At 60.6% G+C, this 18,529-nt stretch carries 13 protein-coding genes, 2 tRNA genes and 3 rRNA genes; 3 read left to right on the forward strand and 15 right to left on the reverse strand.

Annotated elements, in window-relative coordinates; genetic code table 11:
• The first annotated feature begins 69 nt into the window (after positions 1–69).
• Positions 70–765: a ComFC family protein gene (locus G513_RS0100505; protein ID WP_022974874.1), complete on the forward strand. Its 696-nt coding sequence runs from the start codon at positions 70–72 to the stop codon at positions 763–765.
• A gap of 6 nt (positions 766–771) precedes the next feature.
• Here G513_RS0100505 and G513_RS0100510 read toward each other — a convergent pair whose 3' ends face one another.
• The 10 genes from G513_RS0100510 to G513_RS0100555 all read right to left on the reverse strand — a co-directional run bounded on the left by G513_RS0100510 (position 772) and on the right by G513_RS0100555 (position 10,880).
• Positions 772–1,653: an alpha/beta hydrolase gene (locus G513_RS0100510; protein WP_022974875.1), complete on the reverse strand. Its 882-nt coding sequence runs from the start codon at positions 1,651–1,653 to the stop codon at positions 772–774.
• A gap of 65 nt (positions 1,654–1,718) precedes the next feature.
• Complete coding sequence (locus G513_RS20605; RefSeq protein WP_022974876.1) at positions 1,719–2,624, reverse strand: alpha/beta hydrolase; 906 nt, start codon at positions 2,622–2,624, stop codon at positions 1,719–1,721.
• A 14-nt stretch (positions 2,625–2,638) separates the two neighbouring features.
• A complete protein-coding gene (gene ubiA, locus G513_RS0100520; RefSeq protein WP_022974877.1) occupies positions 2,639–3,514 on the reverse strand; it encodes a 4-hydroxybenzoate octaprenyltransferase in 876 nt (291 codons plus the stop codon).
• 13 nt (positions 3,515–3,527) lie between these two features.
• Positions 3,528–3,971: a DMT family transporter gene (locus G513_RS0100525; RefSeq protein WP_022974878.1), complete on the reverse strand. Its 444-nt coding sequence runs from the start codon at positions 3,969–3,971 to the stop codon at positions 3,528–3,530.
• Positions 3,972–4,007: 36 nt separating this feature from the next.
• Positions 4,008–6,131, reverse strand: coding sequence for an ATP-dependent DNA helicase RecG (gene recG, locus G513_RS0100530; RefSeq protein ID WP_084711267.1), 2,124 nt, complete (start codon positions 6,129–6,131; stop codon positions 4,008–4,010).
• A 28-nt stretch (positions 6,132–6,159) separates the two neighbouring features.
• Positions 6,160–6,543, reverse strand: coding sequence for a RidA family protein (locus tag G513_RS0100535; RefSeq protein WP_022974880.1), 384 nt, complete (start codon positions 6,541–6,543; stop codon positions 6,160–6,162).
• 121 nt (positions 6,544–6,664) lie between these two features.
• Positions 6,665–8,863 carry a RelA/SpoT family protein gene (locus tag G513_RS0100540; RefSeq protein WP_022974881.1) on the reverse strand — a complete coding sequence of 733 codons (2,199 nt, stop codon included), beginning with the start codon at positions 8,861–8,863 and terminating at the stop codon, positions 6,665–6,667.
• Positions 8,864–8,958: 95 nt separating this feature from the next.
• Positions 8,959–9,222 (reverse strand): DNA-directed RNA polymerase subunit omega, encoded by a 264-nt coding sequence (gene rpoZ, locus G513_RS0100545; protein WP_022974882.1) that lies wholly within the window; start codon positions 9,220–9,222, stop codon positions 8,959–8,961.
• A gap of 88 nt (positions 9,223–9,310) precedes the next feature.
• Positions 9,311–9,940: a guanylate kinase gene (gmk, locus tag G513_RS0100550; protein WP_028474972.1), complete on the reverse strand. Its 630-nt coding sequence runs from the start codon at positions 9,938–9,940 to the stop codon at positions 9,311–9,313.
• 70 nt (positions 9,941–10,010) lie between these two features.
• Positions 10,011–10,880 carry a YicC/YloC family endoribonuclease gene (locus tag G513_RS0100555; protein ID WP_022974884.1) on the reverse strand — a complete coding sequence of 290 codons (870 nt, stop codon included), beginning with the start codon at positions 10,878–10,880 and terminating at the stop codon, positions 10,011–10,013.
• On the opposite strand from G513_RS0100555, the gene G513_RS0100560 reads away from it, so the two are divergent.
• Together G513_RS0100560 and G513_RS0100565 are read left to right on the forward strand one after the other, a co-directional pair.
• On the forward strand, positions 10,867–11,694 hold the full coding sequence (locus G513_RS0100560; RefSeq protein ID WP_084711268.1) for a glutaminyl-peptide cyclotransferase: 828 nt from the start codon (positions 10,867–10,869) through the stop codon (positions 11,692–11,694). The two genes, G513_RS0100555 and G513_RS0100560, sit on opposite strands and share 14 nt — an antisense overlap.
• A gap of 166 nt (positions 11,695–11,860) precedes the next feature.
• Complete coding sequence (locus G513_RS0100565; protein WP_022974886.1) at positions 11,861–13,018, forward strand: acyl-CoA dehydrogenase family protein; 1,158 nt, start codon at positions 11,861–11,863, stop codon at positions 13,016–13,018.
• 130 nt (positions 13,019–13,148) lie between these two features.
• Here the strand turns inward: G513_RS0100565 and rrf are convergent.
• From rrf to G513_RS20610, 5 genes are all read right to left on the reverse strand, one after another.
• Positions 13,149–13,263: ribosomal RNA gene (rrf, locus tag G513_RS0100570) — 5S ribosomal RNA — on the reverse strand.
• A gap of 191 nt (positions 13,264–13,454) precedes the next feature.
• Positions 13,455–16,291, reverse strand: a 23S ribosomal RNA gene (locus G513_RS0100575).
• A gap of 258 nt (positions 16,292–16,549) precedes the next feature.
• Positions 16,550–16,625: transfer RNA gene (locus G513_RS0100580), tRNA-Ala, on the reverse strand.
• Positions 16,626–16,694: 69 nt separating this feature from the next.
• Positions 16,695–16,771, reverse strand: a tRNA-Ile gene (locus G513_RS0100585).
• 117 nt (positions 16,772–16,888) lie between these two features.
• Positions 16,889–18,412: ribosomal RNA gene (locus G513_RS20610) — 16S ribosomal RNA — on the reverse strand.
• Together the 16S, 23S and 5S rRNA genes with 2 tRNA genes alongside form the textbook arrangement of a ribosomal RNA operon.
• Positions 18,413–18,529: the final 117 nt, after the last annotated feature.

Consider the following 18,529-nt stretch of genomic DNA (forward strand, 5'->3'; position numbering starts at 1 on the left):
TCCGGACGGTGAACAAGACGCGCAGTGTTTCCGCCACACACGACTCCTGTCAACCGAAAGGCCTGTCTCATGGTTGACGTTATCGGGGCACTCAAGCGCTGGATCGTCCCCTCCGCCTGCCTGCTGTGCACCGGCCCGGCCGATCCGGGGACGATCTGCGACGGCTGTCGCGACAGCCTGCCGTGGAACCGCATCGCCTGTCCGGTCTGCGCCTTGCCGCTGGCCAGCGCTTCCGCATACATCTGCGGCAGCTGCGCGGCGGACGCGCCGCACTTCGATAGCGCGCTGTCGGCATTTCGCTATCAGCCACCGATTGCCGGCGCGATCGCCGGGCTGAAGTACCACGCGCAGTTCCGGCAGTCGCGCTGGCTCGGTGGTGAATTGGCGGCGCTGGTCGCGGCGCGTCCCGAGCCGTTTCCCGAACTCCTTCTTCCGGTCCCGCTGCATCCGAAACGCCTGCGCGAGCGCGGCTACAACCAGGCGCTGGAACTGGCGCGCGGTATCAACCGCGTGCTGGCGATCGACATCGACTGGCAAGCGGCGACGCGCATCCGCGAGACCGCCGACCAGATCGGCAAGCGCGCCGTCGAACGCCGCCGCGAAGTGCGCGGTGCGTTTGCCGTCGATCAACGAATCGCCGGACGGCACATCGCGCTGATCGATGACGTAATGACCACCGGCAGCACCGTCAACGAACTGGCCCGTGCCTGCCGGGAAGCGGGTGCCGCGCGAATCGAGGTCTGGACAGCAGCGCGAGTTCCCTGAAGCCGCTCAGCGCAGATGGCGATCGAGAAAATCGGCGCCACGCTGCACCGCCGCACCATCCATCAGGAACGCGGCGATATGGCCGAGACCGCGCAGCAGGTACAGCTCGTTGGGAACCCCGGCGGCATCGAGCGCCGCCTGGTAGTCCAGCGACTGATCGAGCGGCACCAGCATGTCCCAGGTGCCGTGGTACAGGAACACTGGCGGATCACCGGCCGTCACGTACGCGGCTGGCGAGGATTCGCGGAACGCCACCGAATTCTCGCTCCAGTGCTCGCCGAGGAAATTCGGCACCAGGGTGCCGCCGTGGAACTTGCGCAGGTCGGACGGGATGCCGCCCGCCACCACCACTTTCAGCCGCGCGTCTTCGGCATAGAGCCGGTCACCAGGACTCAGGCCACCGACCAGCGCTGCCAGATGCGCCCCGGCCGAATAGCCCCAGGCGCCGATGCGGGTCGGATCCACCTGATACCGCTCAGCATTGGCACGCAGCCAGCGCACCGCCTGCTGCACGTCCTCGACCGGCGCCGGAAACAGCGCATCCGGCACCAACCGATAAGTGATGTTGACCGCCACGTAACCGCGCTTGGCGACTCTTTCGGCCAGCGATTCCACCTGCTCGCGGTCGCCGCTTTTCCAGCCGCCGCCGTGGATCACCAGCACCGCCGGCCAGCAGTCGCCGGACGGCGGCACACCGCTCGGCGTGTAGACATCGGCGAGCAGCGCCTTCGGCCAGTTCGGCGGCGTGAACAGCTGATCGCGCTGCACGCTGTAGCTGCGTTCGACGCGGGCCGGCTGCGGCGTTTCCGGCTTGCCGATATGGCGCGCACAGCCGCTGCTGAGCACAGCGGCCGGCAACAGCGCTGCGGATACGAGTCTGAGCATCATCGGGAAATTCGCCTGGAGTTATCCGTTGCCACTACGGCCGATGCGGCAATCGGGATTCCAGGCCCTCAGGGATGCAGCCGCTGGGCAAGAAAATCCATGCCGCTCGACAAGGCATCCTTGCCAGCCGCGCCGAGCGCGTGCCCGGCTTTGGGCACCAGCACCAAAGTGTTGGGTACGCCGGCGGCGGTGAGCGCATCGCGGTAAACGGTGGCCTGCTCGGGCGGCACGGTGGTATCGGCGTCGCCATGAATCAGGAACACCGGCGGATCGTCCGCCGAGACATGGGCGATCGGTGAAGCGTCGATGAACACCTTCGAACCCTTGCTCCAGCGCTCGCCCAGAAAGGCGGCGAGTGACTTGTTGCCACCACCGCCGTCACGGAAATCGGTCGGCGTGCCGACACCGACCACGGCCTGTACCCGCGCCTCCGGATCGAAATACTGGTCCCCAGGGCTCAGGCCCGCCTCCAATACCGCCAGATGGGCGCCAGCCGACGAACCCCAGATCGCGATCCGTTTCGGATCGACGCCGATCGACGCCGCATTGGCGCGCAACCAGCGCACCGCCTGCTGCACGTCCTGCAATTGCGCCGGGTAGATCGCGTCCGGCACCAACCGATAGTCGATGGTCAACGCGACCAAGCCGCGCGAGGCAAGACGTTTGCCCAAGCCCTGAAGCTTCGTGCGATCACCCTTGTGCCAAGCGCCGCCATGCAGCGCGATCACGGCTGGCCGCCCGCCCGCCGGAGCCTTGCTGCTTGGCGTGAACAGATCGCCGGAGAGCGCCGCCGGCCAATTCGCCGGGGTGTAGACGACCTCGCGTTGTGCAGCTGTGGCGCCGCCGGCGGAAGCCGCTACTTCGACATCGTCGTCACCGTCTTCGGCCCCCTTCGCGTGGGCGCAGGCAATAAGCCCGCAAAGGCTCAGCAGGACAACTGCAAGCGGCCAGCGAAACAGTGTGGCGGTGGACATCGTGGAATCCTCGTTCAGAACGGCGGCAGCGAGACGGCGAGCCCCAGAAAGACCAGCGCACCGATACGATTGTTTCCGACAAAAGCAGAAAAACAGGCGGCGCGCTCGCGATGGCGCACCTGCCAGAGCTGGTGCGCGGCGAAAATTGCCGCCAGCAGCAGGCCCGCGTAGTACGGCCATCCCAGCGCGACCCGCCAGCCGGCGAACGCCAGCAGCAATAGCGCGGCCGTTTGAAGCAGGCCGACGATCAATCGGTCGAAGCGGCCGAACAGGATGGCGCTGGATTTCACGCCGATGCGCAGATCGTCATCGCGATCGACCATCGCATACAGCGTGTCATAGGCGATCACCCAGCACAGATTGGCGGCCATCAGCAAGGTCGACATCGGCCAGTCGACCGCGCCGGATACCGCAGCGGATGCCATCGGAATGCCCCAGGAAAAGGCGATGCCGAGATGCGCCTGCGGCAGGCTGTGAAAGCGCTTCGCGAACGGATAGCTCGCCGCGAGCACGATCGCCGGCACGGTCAGCCACAGTGCGGCGGCATTCAGCGGCGCGGCCACGGCGAGCGAGATCAGGCCGAGCACGACGAACAGGATCAGCGCTTCCGCTGGCCGCGCTCGCCCTGAAGCCAGCGGTCGCTGCCGAGTGCGCTCGACATGACCATCGAACTTCCTATCGGCAAGATCATTGATCACGCAGCCGGCGCTGCGCATCAGCACGGTGCCGGCGACGAAGATCGCCAGCAGCAAGAGCGGCGGCAGCCCGCCGGCCGCGAACCACAGCGCCCACAAGGTTGGCCACAGCAGCAGATAGATGCCGACCGGCTTGTCGAGCCGCATCAGCTGGGCCCAGACCTGCCAGCGTTCCCGCAGACGTTCGCGAATCATCGAATGGCAGCAATCAGAATTTGCGGATCAGCACCACGCCGGCCACGATCAGCGCCGCACCGAGCACCCGCCAGGGGTTGATCAGGTGCGGCGCGAAGCCGAGCAGGCCGTAGTGATCGAGCGCCAGCGACATGGTCAGCTGGCCGGCAACGATCAGCCCGAAGGTCAGCGCCACGCCGAGCATCGGCGGCAGCACGATGCTCATGATCAGGTAACCAACGCCCAGCGTGCCGCCCGCCACCCAGAGCCACCATGGCACCGACTGCGGGCTCGCCGGCAGCGGCGCGCGCATCGCGATCAGAATCGCGAGCAGCAGCAAGGTTCCGGCCGAGAACGACACGAAGGCCGCCGCGAACGGATTGCCGAGGTAGCCGCGCAACTGGCCGTTGAGGCCGGCCTGCAAGGGCAAGACCGCACCGGCGACCAGCGCCAGCAGCATCGGGATCGGGGCTTTCATCGGGTCATTGTGCCAGCGGCGTCCCGCGCCTCGCCTTCAGACCTGCGCATAACGATCCGCATCACCAATCCAGCGCGCGATCATCCGCTTTGCATCCTTCGGCGACTTCAGCCACCAGTCATCGGCCAGCTTCTGCAGGCCGGGAATCAGCGCCGAATCGCGCACCGGGTCGGCGATCTTCATGCCGATCAATCCGGTCTGGCGGCGGCCAAGCAGTTCACCGGGACCCCGCAGTTCGAGATCCTTCTGGGCGATGACGAAGCCATCGGTGGTGGTGCGCATCACATCGAGCCGCGCTCGCGAACCTTCGCCGAGCGGCGGCTGATACATCAGCAAGCACTGGCTGGCAGTAGCGCCGCGGCCGACCCGGCCTCTGAGCTGATGCAGCTGCGACAGGCCCAGCCGCTCGGCGTTGTCGATGATCATGATGCTGGCGTTCGGCACGTCGACACCGACTTCGATCACCGTGGTCGCGACCAGCAGCTGCGTGGCGCCGCTCTGGAAGGCGCGCATCTGCGCTTCCTTCTCGGCAGCCTTCAGGCGGCCGTGAACCAGGCCGACCCGCAGCTCCGGCAGTTCCTCGCGCAGCTGGCGATAAGTTTCCTCGGCGGCCTGCGCCTGCAGTTCGGTGTTCTCCTCGATCAGGGTGCAGACCCAGTAGGCCTGGCGGCCGAGGCGGCAGGCTTCGCCGATCCGCGACAGCACATCGAAGCGGCGCTCGTTCGACAGCACCACGGTCTGCACCGGCGTGCGGCCGGGCGGCAGTTCGTCGATCACCGAGACATCGAGATCGGCGTAGACGGTCTGCGCCAGGGTGCGCGGGATCGGGGTCGCCGACATGATCAGCTGATGCGGCGTGACGCCGGCCGGGCCCTTGTCGCGCAAAGCCAGGCGCTGGCCGACACCGAAGCGGTGCTGCTCGTCGACGACGACCAGCGCCAGCTTCTTGAACTTCATGTCGCCCTGGAACAACGCATGCGTGCCGACCCAGACCGGCGTCTCGCCGGTCGCCGCCCGATGGAGTGCCGCATCGCGCTCGGACTTCTTCATCTTGCCGGTCAACAGGCCGACATCGACACCCACCGCATTCAGCCAGGCAGACAAGGTGCGCGCGTGCTGCTCGACCAGCAGCTCGGTCGGCGCCATCAGCACCGATTGCAGGCCACTCATTGCGGCGCCGAGCATCGCCGCGGCAGCAACCACGGTCTTGCCGGAGCCGACGTCGCCCTGGATCAGCCGCAGCATCGGCTGGCCGGCGGCGAGGTCGTGGGCGATATCGGAAATCACCCGACGCTGGGCGCCGGTGAGTGCGAACGGCAGCTTCTCCTGCAGCTTCGCCGACGCCGGCAGCACCGCTTCGATGCGCGCGCCGGGCGCGGCCTTGGTCTGCTTGCGCAGCAGGCGCATGCACAGCTGATGGGCCAGCAGTTCCTCGCGCATCAGGCGGATCTGCGCCGGGTGGCGATCGAGCAGCAGATCACCGAGATCGCGGCCGTCCGGCTCGTGCAGGGTGCGCAGCGCCGCAAGCGTTGTCGGGCCACCCAGGCCCGGAAAATCAGCGATGTAATCCGGATCGTGCTGGGCCACGGCGAGCGCCTGCTGGATCAGCGCCCGGACCCGCGTCTGGGTAATGCCGGTGGTCAGGCCGTAGATCGGGGTCAGCCGGTCTTCTGGCGGCAGTTGCACGGCAGTCTCGGCAACCCGGTATTCGGGATGAACGATCTCCGCACCGCTGTTGCCAACCCGCACCGTACCGAAGGCACGTAGCCAATGGCCGGTGACCATCGCCGCTTTCTGCGCTTCGTTGAAATGGAAGAAGCGCAGCACCAGGCTGGCCCGGCCATCGTCGATGACCACGCGCAGCCAGCGCTTGGCACCGAAGCGCACTTCGGTCGATTCGATGCGTCCACAGACCAGCGCTTCGGCGCCATGGACGACGTCGCTGATCGGCACGATGCGGCGACGATCTTCATAGCGGATCGGCAGATGCAGCAGCAGATCGCGCACCCGTTCCAGCCCGAGCGGCTTGAGCTTCATCGCAACCGCCGGGCCGGCGCCCTTGAGGAAGGTCAGCTCGGTATCGAGGGTCAACGCTGGCCGTTGACCCGGCCGCCCATTGGGGCGCCCATCAGACCGCGACTGGCTGCGGGATTCGCTCATCGCCGCGCGCGGCCGAAAGGATTCTGGCTTAGCCGAGCACCATCACCGCATCTGCCTCGATGCGTGCGCCACGCGGCAAGCTGGCGACACCGATCGCGGCGCGCGCCGGGAATGGTGCGCTGAAGTACTGGACCATGATCGCGTTGACCGTCGCGAAGTGGCCGAGATCGGTGAGAAAGATGTTCAGTTTGGCGATGTCGCCAAGGCCACCGCCGGCAGCCGTGCAGACCGCGCGCAGGTTCTTGAACACCTGATGGATCTCGTCTTCGATGGTCGCGTTGACCATGGTCATGGTCGCCGCATCGAGCGGAATCTGGCCCGAGAGATAGACGGTATCGCCGATCTTGACGGCCTGGGAATACGGGCCGATCGCGGCGGGCGCGTCATCGGTATGAATGATCTGGCGGGACATGCGGTTTCTCGTTCGTGGAGGCTGCAAGCTTGGAGCAAGGGCCTCGGTGATCGCCGGCCCGAACTGCCCCTGAAGTGCCCGCGACACTAGCGCGGTTGCGGTGCGCCGCGCCAGCCTGCGATCAGATGCGGATGACGCGCTGCACGGCTTCAAGCCGGCGCAGGCGACGCAGCACGCGCGCCAGATGGACGCGATCGCGCACGGTGATCACGAAGCGCATTTCCAGCGCCGTATCGCCACCGCCGCGTTCCGGCATCTGCACGTTCTCGATGCCCGAGCCGCCGCCGGCGATTTCGCCGGCAACACCGGCGAGCAAGCCGCGCCGATTCTCGGCCTTGAGCTTCAGTTCGGCGAGGAAATCGCCCTGCACGCTCGGCGCCCAGATCAGCGGTACGCGCTCCTGCGCTGCGCCTTTACGCGCCGACACATGCTTGCATTCGAGGCGATGAACGACGATGCCGCGGCCGATCGAGACATAGCCGCAGATCTCGTCGCCGGGAATCGGATGGCAGCACTTGGCGTAATCGATGACCAGGCCTTCGGTGCCTTCCACGGCCAGCGGTACGCTTTCGCCGGGAATCGTTGCGGCACTCGGATCAGGCAGAAAGTGGCGCGCCACCAACGGCGCCAGTCGACTGCCACTGCCGATCGACACGTACAGGTCTTCGATGTCCTGCAGGCCGAAAGCCTTCAGCACAGCGCCGGTCGATTCTTCCTTGAGCACGGTCAGCGGCACGTTCAGTTCGCGCAGGGCAATTTCCAGCAGGCGGCGGCCGAGGCGGATCGCTTCGTCCTCGCGCTGATTCTTGAGGTAATTGCGGATGTGCTGACGCGCCTTGACCGTCTTCACGTAGTTCAGCCAGGCCGCATTCGGCCGGGCATGACGCGCGGTGATCACTTCGATGGTCTGGCCGTTCTTCAGGATCGTGTTCAGCGGCTCCAACTGCTGATCGATGCGCACGGCGACGCAGTGATCGCCGAGTTCGGTATGCACCGAATACGCGAAATCGACCGCCGTGGAGCCGCGCGGCAATTGCCGGATGTGGCCTTTCGGCGTGAACACGTAGACCTCGTCCGGGAAGAGATCGACCTTGACGTTGTCGATGAACTCCAGCGGGGCGGCACCGGTCTGCGCGGCGAACAGATTGCCGAGCCACTCGCGGGCACGAACCTGCGGCGCACTCTGCGAGTCGTTCTTGCCACTGACCGACTTGGTGACGCCCTTGGTTTCAAGCTTGTACTGCCAGTGCGCGGCGATGCCGTTCTCGGCGATGTGGTGCATGTCGCGAGTACGGATCTGCACTTCGATCTTGCGACCCTGCGGGCCGATGCAGGTGGTATGCAGGCTCTGGTAGCCGTTGACCTTCGGGCTGGCGATGAAATCGTTGAATTGCTCGGAGATCGGCCGGTATGCGTGGTGGATGACACCGAGCGCGCGGTAGCAGTCGTCGACCTTGGTGACCAGCACGCGGAAGCCGAGCAGGTCCATCACGTCGAGAAAGCGCAGGCGCTTGCGCTGCATCTTTTCGTAGATGCCGTACAGGTTCTTCTGCCGGCCGACGACGCTGGCGCCGATGCCTTCTTCCTTCAGCGCCCGCTCGAGCTTGTGCTCGATTTCCTTGATCAAGCCCTTGGTGTCACCGAGCCGATCGTTGACCGCCTTGCGGAATACTTCGTAGCGATTCGGATAGAGGTTCTGAAAGGACAGATCCTCCAGTTCCATCCGCAAGGTATTGATCCCGAGGCGCTGGGCGATCGGCGCATAGATCTCCAGCGTTTCCAGCGACACGCGCCGGCGCTTGGCCGGTTCGACGCCGTCCAAGGTACGAACGTTGTGCAGGCGATCGGCGAGCTTGACCAGGATCACGCGCAGATCCTGCGCCATCGCCAGCAGCAACTTGCGGACGTTCTCGGCCTGGCGCTCGGCGCCGGACATGCCTTCGACTTTCTGGAACTTCGACACGCCATCGACCAGCTCGGCGACATCGCGGCCGAACAGGCGGGCGATCTCTTCCTTGCCGACCGGGGTGTCCTCGATCACGTCATGCAGGATCGCGGCACAGAGCGTGGTCGCATCCAACCGCATCTCGGCGAGGATCTTGGCCACCGCCAGCGGGTGATAGATGTACGGCTCGCCACTCGACCGGTTCTGGCCGGCGTGCATCTTGGCGCCGAACTCGTAGGCGCGGCGCACTTCGGAAATCTGCGGTGCCGGCAGATACTCCTCGAGGATCTTGGTCAGCGCTTCGATGCCGTACTCACGCGCGACTCTCTGCGTGCGAATGGCGGTGCCGATGCGCGTGATAACCGGGATATCCATGGTTTGAGTATAGACGCGGCTTGCTCGGCCCCGGACCGTCGGCCACGAAAAAGGGGCCTTGCGGCCCCTGATCGTTGCAACGTAGGCGTTGTCGCTTAGAGATCGAAGCTCGGATCGAGCGCTTCGAGTTCCATCTTCGGCTGCTGGATCGCCGGCAGGTCGGCTTCCGAGAGCACGCCGGTATCGATGTAGCCGTGAGCGATTTCCTTCAAGGAAAGCACGGTCGACTTGTGGTTGCCCCACGGCAGTTTGGCTTCGGCGCCCCGGGCGAGTTGACGGGCGCGCTTGGCGGCGACCAGGGTCAGTTCGAACTGGTTCGGGATGCGGTCCAGACAATCTTCAACGGTTACACGGGCCATGGGCTTGTCACTCTTGTGCTGCGGGAAGTCGCGGATTATAGCGGCGGCGCGAAAAGCGTGCCAGACGGCGGCGATTCGGACGCGCCACTTACTCGTCGAGCAGGCTGGTGATCAGGTTTTCGTAACGCGCCTGCTGGGTAGCACCGCGCATCCGGCGAGCGACGAAGATCGCCGCCATCTCGTCCAGCGCGCGATCGAAATCGTGGTTGACTAGCAGGTAGTCGTACTCGCCGTGATGCGACATCTCGGCTCGCGCCGCATGCATGCGAGCGGCGATCACCTCGTCCGTATCCTGGCCGCGCGCGCGCAGGCGCCGCTCCAGTTCGTCCGAAGACGGCGGCAGGATGAACACACTCTGCACGTCCGAACGCCGGGCGCGAACCTGGCGCGCGCCCTGCCAGTCGATGTCCAGGATCACATCGATCCCCTGGCCAAGCAGTTCCTTGGTACGGGTCAGGCCGGTGCCGTAATGACGACCAAAGACTTCGGCGTGCTCAAGGAAATCGCCGTGCTCGACCATCGCCGCGAACGCCGCGTCATCGACGTAGTGGTAGTGCACGCCTTCCTGCTCGCCCGGCCGAGGCGTGCGCGTGGTGTAGGACACCGAAATCTCGGCCTTCCAGCCGCGCTCGGCGAGACGGGGCAGCAGTGCCCTAGTCAGGCTGGTCTTGCCACCGCCACTGGGCGCCGACACGATCCATAAGGTTCCGGGGATCAGTGATTCGTTCAAGGTGTTTTGACTCTGTCGATGAGCAGGAAGCAGCGCGAGGCTAGCGAGCCGGTCGCCGTCATTCGATGTTCTGAACCTGCTCGCGCATCTGCTCGATGATCACTTTCATCTCGACGGCGCAGCGGGTCATTTCGGCGTCCTGCGACTTGGACGACAAGGTATTCGCTTCGCGATTGAGTTCCTGCATCAGGAAATCCAGCCGACGGCCGACGGCCTCTTCGCGAACCAGCGTGTCGCGCACTTCGGTGAAGTGGCTGCCGAGCCTGGACAGTTCCTCGTCGACATCAAGGCGCTGAGCCGCCAGTGCCGCTTCCTGCGCAAGGCGGGCAGGGTCCACGTCGACACCCAGTTCGACAATCTTGGCGCGCAGCCGATCGAGCCAGGCGTCGCGGACCTGCGGCGCTCGTACTTTCACTCTTTCGACCAGCACTGCCATCGCGTCGAGGCGTTCGATCAGATACAGCTTGGTGCGCTCGCCTTCGCGACTGCGGGTGGCGGTGAAGTCGTCGAGCGCGGCCTGAAACAACTGCATGGCGTCCGCCAGCGGCACGGTGACATCCGGCGCGCTGTCCGTCCTCACCACACCGGGCCAGGCCAGCACCTGAATCGGATCTGGCGCTGTCGAGGTCCGCAACTGGCCGGAGATCTTTTCGACGGCGGAGAGCACGGCGGCGAGGCGATCGGCATCGATCTGCAGGCCACCGGCGACGCCGTTGTCCCGGCTGTAGCGCAAGCCGGCTTCGACCTTGCCGCGGCCGATGCGCTGGGTGGCCAGTTGGCGCAGATCGTTTTCCATCGACCGGAATTCTTCCGGCAGCTTGAATTGCAGTTCAAGGTAGCGATGATTGACCGAACGGAGTTCCCAGCTGAGCCGTCCGGAAGGGTTTTGTTGTTCTGCGCGGGCATAGCCCGTCATGCTGCGGATCATGGGTGTTTGTTCAAGTCGCGAGGCGAGCGTGCGGATTGTACTGGTGCTGCTGTGGTGCATGGGTTTGGCGGGTCAGACGGCGCTGGCAGCGCCGACGCTGAACTATCGCGTGGTGCGAACCGAGGCCCATGACGCCACTGCGTTCACGCAGGGGCTAGCCATTGCAGATGATCAGCTGATCGAAGGCACCGGTCTTTATGGGCAATCGCATCTGACCGTCCGGGACCGCGCCTCCGGCAAGCTGCTGTACTCAACCAGCCTGACGACCGGGGAGTTCGGCGAAGGCGTGACCGTGGTCGGCGACCGAATCATCCAACTCACCTGGATGAACGCCGTTGCCTACGTCTATGACCGAAGCTTGAAGCCGATCGGCAGTTTCCCGCTCAGCACCGAAGGCTGGGGGCTTGCTTACGACGGGCGACGACTGATTCTCAGCGATGGCTCCTCTCGTCTACATTTTCTCGACCCGCTGACCTATACCGAGAACAGCCACGTCGACGTGACCGATCAAGGCCGACCCATCGATCAACTCAATGAGCTTGAGTTCGTCGACGGCCTGATCTACGCCAATGTCTGGCAAAGCGACCGAATCGCGATCATTGATCCGGAATCGGGAGTCATCCGGGCCTGGCTCGATCTCACGGCCCTGAAGAGCAAGCTGTCCCACGGCAGCGGCTGGAGCGAGCAGGACTTCGTGCTCAACGGTATCGCGGTGATTCCGAAAACCGGTCATCTGCTGGTGACCGGCAAGTGCTGGCCGCTGATGTTCGAACTGGCGGTCGATAGCCGCAGCTTGCGTCGCCATAAGCGCTAAATCGAGGCTTTTCAGCCGGCTGTACGGCAAACACAGGCTTTGCAGGGGCCGCACAGCAGTTTCGGTAATAGGTGTTTCCGTTGCGGCTACATTTTCCTTTCGTTGACTTACCGGACGCAGTTTTAACTGCTATAAAACCTCATCATTCAACGATGAGTGTTTTGTAATGATCCTTACCCATGAGCACAAAGAGCTGTATCGGCAGGTTCGCAGTTTCGTCGACAAGGAGCTGAATCCGAACATCGTGGAATGGGAAAAGGCCGGCATCTGGCCCGCTCACGAAGTCCTCAAAAAGATGGGTCAACTGGGTTTACTGGGCATTGCCAAGCCAGAGGCCTACGGTGGCTTGGGCCTCGACTACTCCTACGAAGTGCTTTTCGCGCAGGCACTAGGCAACTGCAATAACGGCTCATTGCCGATGGCGATTGGCGTGCAGACCGACATGGCAACGCCGGCGCTCGCACGGTTCGGCAGCAAGGAGCTATGCATGGAGTATCTGGCTCCGGCCATTGCCGGCGACATGGTGGTTTCGGTCGCGGTGTCCGAAGCGGGTGCAGGTTCGGATGTTGCTGGGATCAAGACCACGGCCCGCAAGGAAGGCGGGGACTACGTCATCAACGGCTCGAAGATGTGGATCACCAATGGCACGCAGTCCGATTGGGCCTGCATGCTAGTCAATACTTCGGAAGGCAAACCACACCAGAACAAATCCCTGATCGTCGTGCCGATGGATGCGAAGGGCGTGGACCGCAAGACCAGGCTCGACAAGCTCGGCATGCGATCCAGCGACACGGCGATGATCTTCCTAGACGAAGTTCGCGTACCGCAACGCAACCTCATCGGACAGGAAGGCATGGGCTTCATGTATCAAATGCTGCAGTTTCAGGAAGAGCGCCTGTATGCGGCCGCCTGCGGGATCGACAGCTACGCCAATCTGATCAACGAAACCGTCGAGTACACGCGACAGCGCCACGCATTTGGGCAGCCGCTGATCGACAACCAGTACATTCATTTCCGGATTGCGGAACTGAAGACTGAAGTGGAGGCCCTCAAGGCGATGGTTTATCAAGCGACTGAAGAGTACGTCGCCGGTCGCGATGCCACGATGCTGGCCTCGATGTGCAAGCTGAAGGCTGGGCGCCTCGGACGCGAAGTGACAGATACCTGCCTGCAGTATTGGGGAGGTCAGGGTTACATGTGGGACAACAATATTTCCCGCGCGTATCGCGATTCGCGCCTGACTTCGATTGGCGGCGGCGCAGACGAAGTCATGCTGGGGATCATCTGCAAACTGATGAACATCCTGCCCGGCAAAAAGAAGTAACTGGAATCCATTCAGCGCGTTCCGATTCTCCAGTTCCAAGCTATGGATCGACTCGTCGTTTTATAGATTAAGAAAAGCCGTTCAAAGGAAAACCCCCTGACCGGTTAACGATCAGGGGGTTTTGGTTGGAGCCTGGCAGTGTCCTACTCTCGCATGGTCTTGGCCACACTACCATCGGCGCTGAGCTGTTTCACTACCGTGTTCGGGATGGGAACGGGTGGTTCCAACTCGCTATGGCCGCCAGGCAAACTGTTTGAGGGATCAGTCTTGCGACTGATCTCTCGAATTGGGGTTGTAGTCAAACACGTTGGGCAACATCAATGCCTTGGTTACTTCACGTTTCGGCTTGTTACCGCTTTAGGCCTTGGCGTTACAACTTGTAGGAACGCTGTGTCTCGGTCAGATTGTGTCTGAGCCAAGAACGCTTGAGCGTTATATGGTCAAGCCTCACGAGCAATTAGTACGCGTTAGCTCCATGCATTACTGCACTTCCACATCGCGCCTATCAACCTTGTTGTCTACAAGGGCTCTTTAGGGATCTTAAGATCCGTGATATCTCATCTTGAGGTGGGCTTCCCGCTTAGATGCTTTCAGCGGTTATCCCGTCCGTATTTAGCTACCCGGCGATGCCACTGGCGTGACAACCGGAACACCAGAGATACGTTCAACCCGGTCCTCTCGTACTAAGGTCAACTCCTCTCAAATATCAAACGCCCACGGCAGATAGGGACCGAACTGTCTCACGACGTTCTGAACCCAGCTCGCGTACCGCTTTAATTGGCGAACAGCCAAACCCTTGGGACCTGCTACAGCCCCAGGATGCGATGAGCCGACATCGAGGTGCCAAACACTGCCGTCGATATGGACTCTTGGGCAGTATCAGCCTGTTATCCCCGGAGTACCTTTTATCCGTTGAGCGATGGCCCTTCCATACAGAACCACCGGATCACTTAGACCTACTTTCGTACCTGCTCGACTTGTTTGTCTTGCAGTCAAGCAACCTTATGCCTATGCACTCACTGCGCGATTTCCGACCGCGCTGAGGTTACCTTCGCACTCCTCCGTTACTCTTTGGGAGGAGACCGCCCCAGTCAAACTACCCACCATACATTGTCCCTGACCGGGATATACCGATCGAGGTTAGAACTCCGAAATTACCAGGGTGGTATTTCAAGGTTGGCTCCATCAAGACTAGCGTCCTGACTTCAATGCCTCCCACCTATCCTACACAAGCAATTTCAAAGTCCAATGTAAAGTTGTAGTGAAGGTTCACGGGGTCTTTCCGTCTTGCCGCGGGAACACTGCATCGTCACAGCGATTTCAATTTCACTGAGCCTCGGAAGGAGACAGTGGGGCTATCGTTACTCCATTCGTGCAGGTCGGAACTTACCCGACAAGGAATTTCGCTACCTTAGGACCGTTATAGTTACGGCCGCCGTTTACTGGGGCTTCGATCAAGAGCTTCGCCTTGCGGCTGACCCCATCAATTAACCTTCCAGCACCGGGCAGGAGTCACACCCTATACGTCCACTTTCGTGTTTGCAGAGTGCTGTGTTTTTGATAAACAGTCGCAACCCCCTCTTCACTGCGGCCTACTTGCGTAGGCGAACCTTATCCCGAAGTTACGGTTCAAATTTGCCGAGTTCCTTCTCCCGAGTTCTCTCAAACGCCTTAGGATACTCTCCTCGCCCACCTGTGTCGGTTTGGGGTACGGATTCCTTTTGCCTGAAGCTTAGGGACTTTTCTTGGAAGCATGGTATCAACCACTTCGTCTCAAAAGAGACTCGTCATCACGCTTCAGATAATCACTCCGGATTTGCCTAGAGTGCACTCCTTTGCGCTTAAACCACCATCCAACAGGTGGCTGGTCTAACCTTCTCCGTCCTCCCATCGCAGCTAAGGAAGTACAGGAATATTAACCTGTTTGCCATCGACTACGCCTTTCGGCCTCGCCTTAGGATCCGACTTACCCTGCGCCGAAAATCGTTGCGCAGGAAACCTTGGGCTTACGGCGTGCAGGTTTTTCACCTGCATTATCGTTACTCATGTCAGCATTCGCACTTCCGATACCTCCAGCAACCCTTACGAGTCACCTTCGCAGGCTTACGGAACGCTCCTCTACCGCGCATATTGCTATGCACCCGCAGCTTCGGTACATCGCTTAGCCCCGTTACATCTTCCGCGCGGACCGACTCGACCAGTGAGCTATTACGCTTTCTTTAAATGATGGCTGCTTCTAAGCCAACATCCTGGCTGTCTATGACTTTCCACATCGTTTACCACTTAGCGATGATTTAGGGACCTTAGCTGGCGGTCTGGGTTGTTTCCCTCTTCACGATGAAATTTAGCTCCCACCGTGTGTCTCCCGCGATTGAACTTCAGGGTATTCGGAGTTTGCAACGGTTTGGTAAGGACTTATGTCCCCCCTAGCCGTAACAGTGCTCTACCCCCCTGAGTTAGACGCGAGGCGCTACCTCAATAGCTTTCGAGGAGAACCAGCTATCACCCGCCTTGATTAGCCTTTCACTCCTATCCACACCTCATCTCCGACTTTTTCAACAGGCGTGAGTTCGGGCCTCCATTGTGTGTTACCACAACTTCACCCTGGACATGGATAGATCGACGGGTTTCGGGTCTACAGCCTGCAACTAAGCGCCCTATTAAGACTCGGTTTCCCTACGCCTTCCCTATACGGTTAGGCTTGCTACAGACTAGTAAGTCGCTGACCCATTATACAAAAGGTACGCCATCACCCTTGCGGGCTCTGACTGCTTGTACGCATCCGGTTTCAGGTTCTATTTCACTCCCCTCACAGGGGTTCTTTTCGCCTTTCCCTCACGGTACTGGTTCACTATCGGTCGGCAACGAGTATTTAGCCTTGGAGGATGGTCCCCCCATATTCAGACAAGGTTTCACGTGCCTCGCCTTACTCGATTTCATCTCATGCAGTTTTTCGTGTACGGGGCTATCACCCGCTATGACCAGACTTTCCAGACTGTTCCACTAAACCGCACAAAACTTAAGGGCTACTCCCCGTTCGCTCGCCACTACTAGGGGAATCTCGGTTGATTTCTTTTCCTGCAGGTACTTAGATGTTTCAGTTCCCTGCGTTAGCCTCCCTTGCGGGATACGGCCTAAGCCGTGGGTTGCCCCATTCAGAAATCCTCGGATCAAAGCTTGTTTGCCAGCTCCCCGAGGCTTATCGCAGGCTACTACGTCTTTCATCGCCTGTTGCCGCCAAGGCATCCACCAGATGCGCTTGGTCACTTGACCATATAACCTCAAACGTTCTTTCGAGCATTCGAAATTACGGTTTTATAACCACAACTATTCCTACAATTACGTTTACTTCCGCCGTTAAGCACCAAAGGCATTGAGAACGTCACAACTCATTACTGAATCGTCACGCTGTTGCTTTACAGTGTTTAACTACAACCCTAATTTTTAAAGAACAGTTCAAATCAGATACCGAAGCATCCGATTCATCAAAATCATCTGCTTGCGCAAATGGCTTGGATCAATCGAAATAAATGGTGGAGCCAGTCGGGATCGAACCGACGACCCCCTGCTTGCAAAGCAGGTGCTCTCCCAGCTGAGCTATGGCCCCGGTCGTCCAGTTACCTGGAGATTCCGTTCCGTTGTTGGAGATGTGACCCTCCGATAATGGTGGGTCAAATGGTGGGTCTGGGAAGACTCGAACTTCCGACCTCACCCTTATCAGGGGTGCGCTCTAACCACCTGAGCTACAGACCCGAACAACGGATAGAGCGCCGAATCAGCCCTGATGACAGGACGATCCTTGGGCAACTCTGATTTCTGATGACAAGTGATTTTTGCTGGATGCTTCCGAACGCTTGAGAAGCGTTCTCTAAAGGAGGTGATCCAGCCGCAGGTTCCCCTACGGCTACCTTGTTACGACTTCACCCCAGTCATTGACCACACCGTGGACGGCGTCCCCCTTGCGGTTAGACTACCGGCTTCTGGTGCAGCCAACTCCCATGGTGTGACGGGCGGTGTGTACAAGGCCCGGGAACGTATTCACCGCGACAAGTGCTGATCCGCGATTACTAGCGATTCCGACTTCATGGAGTCGAGTTGCAGACTCCAATCCGGACTACGATCGGCTTTCTGGGATTAGCTCCCCCTCGCGGGTTGGCAACCCTCTGTACCGACCATTGTAGTACGTGTGTAGCCCTGGTCATAAGGGCCATGATGACTTGACGTCATCCCCACCTTCCTCCGGTTTGTCACCGGCGGTCCCCTTAGAGTGCCCAACTGAATGATGGCAACTAAGGGCAAGGGTTGCGCTCGTTGCGGGACTTAACCCAACATCTCACGACACGAGCTGACGACAGCCATGCAGCACCTGTGTTCAAGTTCCCGAAGGCACATCCGCATCTCTGCAGACTTCTTGACATGTCAAGACCAGGTAAGGTTCTTCGCGTTGCATCGAATTAAACCACATACTCCACCGCTTGTGCGGGCCCCCGTCAATTCCTTTGAGTTTCAACCTTGCGGCCGTACTCCCCAGGCGGAGAACTTATCGCGTTAGCTACGACACCGATTTGCTAAGCAAACCAACGTCAAGTTCTCATCGTTTACGGCGTGGACTACCAGGGTATCTAATCCTGTTTGCTACCCACGCTTTCGTGCCTCAGCGTCAAAACAGGCCCAGGAGGTTGCCTTCGCCATCGGTGTTCTTCCAGATATCTACGCATTTCACCGCTACACCTGGAGTTCCGCCTCCCTCTACCGTTTTCTAGTCTGACAGTATCGGCCGCAATTCCCAGGTTGAGCCCGGGGCTTTCACAACCGACTTATCAAACCGCCTACGCACGCTTTACGCCCAGTAAATCCGATTAACGCTAGCACCCTCTGTATTACCGCGGCTGCTGGCACAGAGTTAGCCGGTGCTTATTCTGTCGGTACCGTCAAGACTTCAAGTATTAATTGAAGTTTTTTCTTCCCAACTTAAAGTGCTTTACAACCCGAAGGCCTTCTTCACACACGCGGTATTGCTGGATCAGGCTTTCGCCCATTGTCCAATATTCCCCACTGCTGCCTCCCGTAGGAGTCCGGACCGTGTCTCAGTTCCGGTGTGACTGATCATCCTCTCAGACCAGTTACGGATCGTCGCCTTGGTGAGCCATTACCTCACCAACAAGCTAATCCGACGTAGGTTCCTCTAAAAGCGTGAGGTCTTGCGATCCCCCACTTTGCTCTTGCGAGATCATGCGGTATTAATCCGGGTTTCCCCGGGTTATCCCCCACTTAAAGGCAGATCCCTACGTATTCCTCACCCGTCCGCCACTAGGTATTGCTACCTCGTTCGACTTGCATGTGTTAGGCATACCGCCAGCGTTCAATCTGAGCCAGGATCAAACTCTCCAATTAATTTAAAGCTAACTGGACTGCCCCAAAGTGCCGAAGCAACTTCAAGGTCATAGAGCGATCGATGGGCTCTTTACTGCTTTCATCGATGCTCCGTAATGCATTGGCTTCATGCCAAGC

This window comes from Nevskia ramosa DSM 11499 (assembly GCF_000420645.1).
Classification (GTDB): Bacteria; Pseudomonadota; Gammaproteobacteria; order Nevskiales; family Nevskiaceae; genus Nevskia; species Nevskia ramosa.

What these genes read in the sequence shown, in the direction of transcription:
- G513_RS0100505 (WP_022974874.1), top strand. Translation starts at nt 70, where the DNA reads ATGGTTGACGTTATCGGGGCACTCAAGCGCTGGATCGTCCCCTCCGCC.
- G513_RS0100510 (WP_022974875.1), bottom strand. Translation starts at nt 1,653, where the DNA reads ATGATGCTCAGACTCGTATCCGCAGCGCTGTTGCCGGCCGCTGTGCTC.
- G513_RS20605 (WP_022974876.1), bottom strand. Translation starts at nt 2,624, where the DNA reads ATGTCCACCGCCACACTGTTTCGCTGGCCGCTTGCAGTTGTCCTGCTG.
- ubiA (WP_022974877.1), bottom strand. Translation starts at nt 3,514, where the DNA reads ATGATTCGCGAACGTCTGCGGGAACGCTGGCAGGTCTGGGCCCAGCTG.
- G513_RS0100525 (WP_022974878.1), bottom strand. Translation starts at nt 3,971, where the DNA reads ATGAAAGCCCCGATCCCGATGCTGCTGGCGCTGGTCGCCGGTGCGGTC.
- recG (WP_084711267.1), bottom strand. Translation starts at nt 6,131, where the DNA reads ATGAGCGAATCCCGCAGCCAGTCGCGGTCTGATGGGCGCCCCAATGGG.
- G513_RS0100535 (WP_022974880.1), bottom strand. Translation starts at nt 6,543, where the DNA reads ATGTCCCGCCAGATCATTCATACCGATGACGCGCCCGCCGCGATCGGC.
- G513_RS0100540 (WP_022974881.1), bottom strand. Translation starts at nt 8,863, where the DNA reads ATGGATATCCCGGTTATCACGCGCATCGGCACCGCCATTCGCACGCAG.
- rpoZ (WP_022974882.1), bottom strand. Translation starts at nt 9,222, where the DNA reads ATGGCCCGTGTAACCGTTGAAGATTGTCTGGACCGCATCCCGAACCAG.
- G513_RS0100560 (WP_084711268.1), top strand. Translation starts at nt 10,867, where the DNA reads ATGCTGCGGATCATGGGTGTTTGTTCAAGTCGCGAGGCGAGCGTGCGG.
- G513_RS0100555 (WP_022974884.1), bottom strand. Translation starts at nt 10,880, where the DNA reads ATGATCCGCAGCATGACGGGCTATGCCCGCGCAGAACAACAAAACCCT.
- G513_RS0100565 (WP_022974886.1), top strand. Translation starts at nt 11,861, where the DNA reads ATGATCCTTACCCATGAGCACAAAGAGCTGTATCGGCAGGTTCGCAGT.